Origin of the sequence: Streptomyces sp. 13-12-16 (assembly GCF_002114215.1) — a bacterium.
Lineage (GTDB): Bacteria > Actinomycetota > Actinomycetes > Streptomycetales > Streptomycetaceae > Streptomyces.
The window spans coordinates 1-7,945 of sequence record NZ_NCTE01001227.1 but is presented as its reverse complement, the minus strand read 5'-3'; the positions used below and the strand labels follow the sequence as shown (position 1 = coordinate 7,945).

Here is a 7,945-nt window from a genome sequence, read left to right as displayed (position 1 = left end):
GGCGAGCCGCTGCGTGAGACGGCTCCGCAGGCGTTCGACGCCCGTGCCCGCGTCTAGCTGCCGGGCGATCTCCCGCCCCAGCCGCCGTTGCACGTAGGTGTTCAGGTCCTCGAGCAGGAAACGCACGGGCTCCAGTACGGAGTGGAGCCGTGGGCTGAAGGTCAGCTGTGGCCCCGTGTAGGGCTTGTGCCCGGTGCGTACGGGAGAGGGGCTCGTGTCCTCCGCGCGCAGCACCGGACGGCCGTGCGGTGCGACCGCGGTGACCGCCTCCCTACCCACCTGTCTCTCGCCTACGGCGGGTGAGGGGTGGGCGGTGTCGTCATCGGGTCGGTCAGTTCTCCGGTCTTCCTTGTACGCGAGCGATCCTTCACCAGTCCGGGTACCTGACCGGTCATCAAGAAGGGCGGACGGGCGCCCGTCGTGGACCCCGAACAGGTGCCGCCCGTGCTCCCCGGCCCTGCGGTGGACGGTGATCCAGCCCGACGCGTCCAACTGCTCGACGATGCGGGTGACGGCGCCCGTGGTGAGGGGCAGGCCCGCCCGGGGTCCCGAGTGGTGGCGAAGCACTCCGGCGAGCGTGCGGAAGGTCAGCGGGTGCTTCTGCGCGACGGCGTAGGCGATCACGGCGAAGGCGCGCAGCAGACGTGGGCGGAGAGACTCGCTGGCGGTCACCGGCAGCCAGATGAAACGTTCCGTCGGTGTCATGGGTCTGACCTGTCGGCGGGCCGTCGTCCCGTATCCGCCGGGAAGGGACCTGCGCCGGCTCTCCGGTAACTCCACGAGGCCGTCGGGGCCTGCCGTACGGAGCTGGGCCAGGCCGCGCTGCACGGTCGACTCGGACAGCCTCAGGTAGGAGGCGAGCGTGGCGATCCCGGCGGTGCATCCCTCGGGGCGCTGGGCCAGTGCCTTGACCTTCACGTAGACGCTGAGGGCGGCGTCCGAGTAGTGGGGCGACTCCACCAGCCGCATCGGGACCTTGACCCGCTGCCGTATGTACGCGTGAGAAGGAGGGAGGGTGCCGGCGGGCATCGGGGACCGGTCGGGTTCGCGGGGTGCGGAAAGTTGCCCAAAAGGACGTGTACTCGCGGATGCGGGCTGAGAGGGCTGGTCAACGCCGCAGCTTTGCTCCATGATGAGGGCGTCTCCTGGTAGGGGGCATGACAAAGCCGTCGCATGGCTTCGTGGTTCGTCCGGAACCGAAGAAGGCCCTGGGGAGTGGCATCCCGACGGGCCTTCGTCCGTCGGGCAGACGGCTCGACGGGTGGCATGGCTGTGAGCCCAGTGGTGGCACACTGGGTTCAGCCCTTGGAACTCTTCTCGTTGCGGTGAAACCGCGGACGGCCCGCCCGAAGGCGGGCCGTGGCTCGTTACGGCGTCGTGTCGACCATCTCGGTCGTCGCGGTGAACGCCAGCTCTTCTCCCTGGAAGGCGTTGACGCGGACCGTTCGGCGTCCGTCGCGCGTCGGTGCGGACTCGGCGGCCGGAGCGGTCTCGATCCAGCAGGGTTCGTCGAACTCGACGTACTTCTTGAAGGTCGCGTCCATCGACGCCGGTGCCGCGCCGGCCGGGAACGGCCGCAGGGCGTGCGCCACCTGACGTACGGATTCCAGGAGCAGCATGCCCGGCACGTGGTCGACGGGATGGTCGAAGAGCACCGGGTGTGCGGTGTCGACGCGAAGTTGCCAGCGCTGTTCCTGCTCGGTGGGGGACAGGACGATGTCCCGCAGCCGGTGGCGGTTCACCGTGGTCCGCTCGACCGGCCGGGGCGCCGCAGGCGCGTTCAGGAAGGCGCCGAAGTCGCCGGCCCGTCCGGCGCGCAGCCGCCGGTAGACGGCCGGTGAGTGGCAGCCGAAGTGCGTGTCCGCCACCGCGAGGAGGGCACCGCCGCGCACCGCCTCGATGTGCATGGACATCGACGCGGGGATCGACCGGAAGAAGCGGATGTCCGAGCACGTCACGTGCAGTTCGAGCTCGGCCGGGTTCAGTTCGACGCCCATCGCGTCCATGTTGACCGAGTACTGGAAGCGGGACCAGCTCAACTGGTGGCCCAGGGGGACGTCGTAGGCGACGTGGGCCAGCAGGGGGAACGTCTGACGGACGGTCTCGCAGAGCAGCAGCGGGTCGTAGAGCCCGTTCTCGCACTCGTAGAAGCTGTGGCTGCGCGGCCACTGGGCGCTCACGGTGAACGAGTCCGGTCCCGCCTTCGTCCACTCCGTGAGGAACACTTCCGCCAGGGCTGCGCGGTGCACGTACTCCTTGGCGACGGTGGTGGTCAGGAGCGGTCTTGCGGCAGCAGGGTTCTCAGCGGTGATGAGCATGACTATCCCCCCGGAAGCAGCGTGAGAAGCAGTGTGAGTGGACGCCTTCTGCCTACCGGCCGAAGGCGTTGACCTGTAAAATAGGGGCGTTCGTTTTTTTTGTCGAGAGTGATCGAGGCACTGAAATGGCTGAGCCGAAGCAGGAACGGGCTGTGAAGACCCGGGAGACGATCCTGTACGCGGCTGCGGAGATCTTCGACGAGTGCGGTTACAGCGGGGCCAGCATCAGCAAGATCATGAACCGGGCCCAGGTGACTCAGGGCGGCATGTACTTCCACTTCAAGTCGAAGAGGAGCCTGGCGCAGGCCGTGATGGCCCACCAGCAGGATTTCGTGCACTTCTCCGTGGAGACGGCCGGACTTCAGAAGCTGGTCGACCTCACCTTCTTCCTCGCCCGCGAGCTGCAGACCAACGTGCTGTTCCGGGCCAGCGTGCGGCTCGCCGTCGAGCAGGGGGAGTTCGGGGCCCGTGACGACACGGCGTACCAGGAGTGGGTGAGCGAGTTCCGCGAGCTGCTGTGTGAGGCGCGGAAACAGGGCGAGCTGCTGGCCGACGTCGACGAGGCGGAGTTCGCCAACGTGCTCGTCGGCGCCTACAGCGGCATCCAGGTGTTCTCCAACGTCTCCACCGAACGCGCCGACCTGCCGGAACGCCTCGTGTCGATGTGGCGCTACCTGCTTCCCGCCATCGCCACCCCGCAGGCCAGGGCGAAGCTCTCGTTCCCGGTGGACCCCCAGCGGCTGGCCGCATGAGACCTCTGCGCGTGGTGCTGACCGGCGCCACCGGGTTCATCGGCTCGGCGGTGCTCCGCGAACTCGTCGCGCACCGCACGGGAGAAGATGCCGGTCCGGGCGAACGCCTGGTCGTCCGGGCGGTCGGCAGACGGCGGCCGGAGGGCGCCGGGCCGGCCGACGAGTGGGTCCGGGCGGACATCGCGCGGCCCCGTACGCTGCGCGGTGTGTGCGAGGGGGCCGACGTGCTCCTCCACATGGCCGCCGTCATCAGCCCGGACGAGTCCGAGTGCGCCGCGGTCAACGTCGAGGGGACGGCCGCTCTGATGCGGGAGGCGGCCCGGGACGGCGTGAGCCGCGTCGTGCACCTGTCGACGGCGGCGGTGTACGGTCCCGGCCCCCACCGGGGGATCGGGGTGAACGAGGTCGTCCCCGCACCCGTGTCCCCGGCCAGTCGTACCCGGTTGGCCGGGGAGACCCACGCCCTGGCCGCGGGCGCCACCGTGCTGCGTCCGGGACTGGTGCTCGGCAGGGGGGACCGCTGGGTCGTGCCGCTGCTCGCCCAGTGCCTGCGCGCCGTCCCCGCGTTGTGGGACGGCGGACGGGGCAGGGTGTCCGCCGTGGCCGTGGACGACCTGGCACGGCTCGTCGCCCGCCTCGCGCTCGCCCCCGGACGGGCCGAAGGCCTCGGCGGCGTCCGGCACGCGAGCCATCCCCGGCCGGTGCGCGTGGGGGACCTGCTGCGCACCCTGGCACGGTACGACGTACTGCCCGCCGTGACGGCGGAGTTGCCCTGGCGGGAGTGCCTGGAGCGGCTGAGGGCCACGCGGATTCCCGTGAGCGAGCGTCAGTTCGCCCTGGTCGCCACCGACCACTGGTACCGGAGCGACGAGATCTGGCGGGTCGCCGGATACTCCCCGGAGCCGTCGCCGCTGGCGTGGGTGGAAGACGCCGCTCCGTGGTACCGGTCGGCCGTGGCCGACCAAGCGGGTGGCTGAGGGCGGTCGCCCCGGTTCGGGTTTCGGCGGTGACGGCGCTTCGAGGTCCCCGGAGCGCCGTGGATGCTTTGGGCCGGGTGGCTGAAGACGGTCACATCGGTTCAGCGTTCCAGCGGTGGTGGCGCTTCGGTGTTCCCGGAGCACCCGCGGCGCCCCGGACCGGGTGGTTGAAGACGGTCACCCCGGTTCGGGGTCCAACGGTGGCGGCGCTTCGACGTCCCCGGAGCGCCGTGGATGCTCCGGGCCGGGTGGCTGAGGGCGGTCACCTCGGTTCGGGGTCCAGCGGTGACGGTGCTTCGGGGTGTCCCGGGCCGGGCGGGTCGACCGACACCCCGGTGAGCGTGAGCTTCCAGACGGTGCGCAGTCGTGCGACGGTGTTCCCGATTTCCGACTCGTCCTCGGCACTGCCGCGCAGGTACACCTCCGCCCCGTCGGTCAGGTGCTCGACCAGCGTCATCACGTCGGCGGCCGGGGCGCTTTCCCGGAGCTGCCCGGCCGCGTGCGCCTCGTCGAGGAGTTTGCGCACGGTCGGCAGCCAGGCCTGCGACCAGGAGGCCGAGCCCGGGCGTTCCCTGCTCAGCCGGATGGCGGCACGGACCGAGGCCTCCTCCTCCATGAGCCGGGCCAGTTGGAGGGTGAGGCCGACCACCTGGCACAGCGCCTGGCGGTCCGCGTGGGCGTAGCCGTCCAGTGCGGCGAGCGTCACCGACCGCCCCTCCTCCTGTACGGCGTCGGCCAGTTCCTGCTTGGTCCGGAAGTGGAAGGTCAGCGCCCCGACCGACATGCCGGCCAGCTGGCTGATGCGGGACAGCGACGTGCCGTCGTAACCGGCGCGGGCGAACTCCGCGCAGGCCGCCGTGATCACGGCGGCGCGGGTGCGCAGGGCCCTCTCCTGTCTCACCATGTCGCCTCCTCGGGCATGTGACGGGGCATCGGTCGTGGGCGGAAGGCCGGCGGTTCCGCGTGCGGTGGCGGTCTTCTCCGTGCGTCGGCCGGTCCTCGTGACGGACCCCGGTCCGGCGGCACGGAGGTCGGCGGCAAGGGGGTCGGCGGGCAAACGGCCCGGTCAGAGGGCGGTGAGCCGGCCAACTTGGCGAAGTGCATTCGTCAACTCCCCGGAGTCGAGAAAAAAAGAGGTTGTTCGCTATTATTTTAGCGCGGTCGGCAGCCGCGGACCGATCCAGGGGAGGGAACTTGCCATGGCTGGACGAGCGCTGACGCACGTGAACACCTCGATACCGGTCTTCACCGAGCAGATCTTCGAGTGCCTGCCGCGTGCCGATCAGCGCCGGTGGGCCCACGCCTACGTGCGGGCGCTGCTCACCACCCCGGGCAAGAAGTCGGTACGGCGCCTCGCGGCGACGGTCTCGGCCTCGCCGGCCACCTCCCAGTCGCTCCACCAGTTCGTCAACGCGAGTCCCTGGGACTGGAATCCGGTCCGCACGGAGCTGGCGAGATGGGTGGAGCGGCAGGCGCCCCCCATGGCCTGGGTGGTCGACCAGGCCGTACTGCGCAAACGGGGGGAGCACTCCTGCGGGGTGCACCGCCGGTTCCTGCCCTCCACCGGACGGTCGGTCACCTGCCAGGTCGGCGTCGGCGCCTTCCTCGCCTCGGCGGGGGCGGCCGCGCCGGTCGACTGGCGGCTGCTGCTGCCGGGCTCCTGGGCCAAGGACCCCGAACGCCGCCGGCGCGCCCGCATCCCGTCCGACGCGGGACTGCGCACGGCGGAACAGCACGCCCTCGACCTGATCGACTCCCTCGCCACCACCGCCGGGAGCACTCCGCTGCCGGTCGTCTGCAGCCTGGACCCGGCCGCCGGTTTCGGCGTCAGGACCCTGCTGCACGGACTCGCCCTGCGCGGGCGGGACTTCGTCGTCCCGGTGCCCGGCAACCTGCACGTGATGGTCGGCCGGCACCTGCGGACGCAGCGTCCCCGCAGCGGTGACGGCTACGGCCTGGTCCTCACGGCGGGCAGCCTCCTGGGGGCGGGCGGCGGCATGCCGGACCGCGTCGAGACGGTGACCCGCCGGGACGGCGACGGCCGCCCCGCGACGGTCGTCTCCGGCTTCGTCCACCTGCCCGGTCAGGGCACGTCGGGTGCCCACGCCCACCGCACCTACCGGTTGCTGGCCGTCCGGTCCGACAGCGAACGCCGCCCGCTCCAGTTCTGGCTGACCAGCCTCATCCACGCCCGTACGGAATCCGTGCTGGCGCTCGCCCAGTTGCTGCCGCGGGTGGGGGAGGCCGTGCGCGAGATGAAGGACGGTTTCGGACTGCTCGACTTCGAGGGCCGGTCCTATCCGGGCTGGCACCACCACATGACCCTCGTCTCGGCGGCCTACGCCTACGACCGGTTCACCCGGCAGGCCCCCGCTGTGCCCGAACGCCACCTCCTGGCGGCGGTGTGAACGCCGCCGCCCGCTCCCGCGGTGACGGAACGCCGCCGCGGACCACCCCCGGAACCGCCGAAAGGCCCTCCCTACCGGTGTGATCAGATGCTGAGACATACGTATGAGGGGCAGGACTGCAACCTCGCCCGAACGCTCGAGGTGATCGGGGAGCGCTGGACGCTCCTGATCGTCCGCACGGCGCTGCTCGGCAGCTGCCGCTTCGAAGGCTTCCTGGAGAACCTCGACATCGCCAGGAACGTCCTGACCAACCGGCTGACCCGGCTGGTCGAGCACGGTGTCATGGAGCGCGTCCCGTACCAGGACAAGCCCGTCCGGTACGAGTACCGGCTCACCCCCGCGGGCAAGGACCTCACCTGTGCCGTCCTCGCCCTGATGCAGTGGGGCGACCGCAATCTGCCGCACGAGCTGGGACCGCCCCGCCGCGCCGACCACGTCGGCTGCGAGAGCCCCGTCCGCGTGGAGCTGCGCTGCACGCAGTGCGGCCGTGCCGTGCACGACGAGGAGGTCCAGGTGCGCCGCATCCGCTGAACGCCGCGCAGGGCATGGTCGAAGATGCCCGGCGCGGGCCGGACCGCACACGATGGCCCCCCGGCCGCCGGAACGGGGCGGCTCTCGTAGGAGGAGGCACGCACATGCCCGTACTGGGAGCCCTGCGCAGACTGGCCATGGCCCCGTCGCTGGAGGAGGTGAGCTTCTCCGGCCGGGGGTTCACGGTCCGGGACGACGAGCGGACCCGGCGGCTGGAGGCCGTTCCGCAGGCCGTCGTCACCGGCTTCGAATGGGGCATCGAGGACCGCGACCTCGCGACCACCGAACGCCGCCTGAGCCTGGTCGACCCCGAGCAGCGGGGCTTCGCCTACGAGGGCGCCACCATGGCGTGCGCCATACGCGACGCGATGGGCCGGTCCGGCCACCGCACCCGCGACCTGCTCACCGGCGGCGGCAGGCCGCACATCTTCCTGAACTACATCGGCATCGGCTTCGCCATGGCCAAGCTGCCGCGCCCCCTGTGGAAGAAGCTCGTCCCCGGCCTGTCCGGGCCCGCGTACTACCCGCAGATGAGCTGGCTGTGCGTCGACGGCTACGGCTTCGACCGCGCCTACTTCGACACCGACACCTGGGTGACCCGCCAGCGGCAGGACGAACCGTACGCCTGGGAGGGCGACCCCGCCTACTGGCGCCGCGCCTTCGACCAGGGGGTCGGCCGCGCCCTGTGGTTCATCCACGGCGGGCACACCGGGCACGTCGCCGCGGCCGTCCGGGCGTTCGCCGGGAACCGGCAGGCGGACCTGTGGAGCGGCGTCGGTCTCGCCGCGACCTTCGCCGGCGGGAGCACTCCGGCCGGTCTGGCCCTGCTGCGCGAGGAGGCGGGCTCCGAGCTCGGGCACCTGGCGCAGGGGTCGGTGTTCGCCGCCAAGGCCCGCCACCACGCGGGGTTCGTGCCCGCGCACACCGAGGCCGCCGTCGAGGCGTTCACCGGGCTGTCC

7 protein-coding genes and 1 pseudogene are annotated in these 7,945 nt (G+C 71.4%); 5 read left to right on the top strand and 3 right to left on the bottom strand.

All coding sequences use genetic code 11. From position 1 onward, the window contains the following. Together B7767_RS38160 and B7767_RS38155 are read right to left on the bottom strand one after the other, a co-directional pair. Window positions 1-1,029 (bottom strand): annotated as a pseudogene (locus tag B7767_RS38160) (helix-turn-helix domain-containing protein); the annotation flags it as partial. 338 nt (window positions 1,030-1,367) lie between these two features. Beyond that, complete coding sequence (locus B7767_RS38155) at window positions 1,368-2,318, bottom strand: ScbA/BarX family gamma-butyrolactone biosynthesis protein (protein ID WP_179167472.1); 951 nt, start codon at window positions 2,316-2,318, stop codon at window positions 1,368-1,370. A 125-nt stretch (window positions 2,319-2,443) separates the two neighbouring features. Here B7767_RS38155 and B7767_RS38150 point away from each other — a divergent pair, with 125 nt between their 5' ends. Together B7767_RS38150 and B7767_RS38145 are read left to right on the top strand one after the other, a co-directional pair. Beyond that, window positions 2,444-3,070: a ScbR family autoregulator-binding transcription factor gene (locus B7767_RS38150; RefSeq protein ID WP_085575980.1), complete on the top strand. Its 627-nt coding sequence runs from the start codon at window positions 2,444-2,446 to the stop codon at window positions 3,068-3,070. Continuing rightward, window positions 3,067-4,047, top strand: coding sequence for an NAD(P)-dependent oxidoreductase (locus B7767_RS38145; RefSeq protein WP_085575979.1), 981 nt, complete (start codon window positions 3,067-3,069; stop codon window positions 4,045-4,047). The genes B7767_RS38150 and B7767_RS38145 overlap by 4 nt, the downstream gene beginning before the upstream one ends. Window positions 4,048-4,309: 262 nt before the next feature. Here the strand turns inward: B7767_RS38145 and B7767_RS38140 are convergent, their stop codons facing one another. After that, the gene (locus tag B7767_RS38140) at window positions 4,310-4,951 is read right to left on the bottom strand and encodes a TetR/AcrR family transcriptional regulator (RefSeq protein WP_107486567.1); all 642 of its coding nucleotides are present in this window, start codon (window positions 4,949-4,951) and stop codon (window positions 4,310-4,312) included. 295 nt (window positions 4,952-5,246) lie between these two features. Here B7767_RS38140 and B7767_RS38135 point away from each other — a divergent pair, with 295 nt between their 5' ends. From B7767_RS38135 to B7767_RS38125, 3 genes are all read left to right on the top strand, one after another. Beyond that, window positions 5,247-6,455 carry an IS701 family transposase gene (locus tag B7767_RS38135; protein WP_085575978.1) on the top strand — a complete coding sequence of 403 codons (1,209 nt, stop codon included), beginning with the start codon at window positions 5,247-5,249 and terminating at the stop codon, window positions 6,453-6,455. Window positions 6,456-6,542: 87 nt separating this feature from the next. Beyond that, window positions 6,543-6,986 carry a helix-turn-helix domain-containing protein gene (locus B7767_RS38130; RefSeq protein WP_085575977.1) on the top strand — a complete coding sequence of 148 codons (444 nt, stop codon included), beginning with the start codon at window positions 6,543-6,545 and terminating at the stop codon, window positions 6,984-6,986. A 104-nt stretch (window positions 6,987-7,090) separates the two neighbouring features. Continuing rightward, window positions 7,091-7,945, top strand: an 855-nt coding sequence (locus tag B7767_RS38125) for a DUF1702 family protein (RefSeq protein ID WP_085575976.1), incomplete at its 3' end; no start/stop codon positions are given.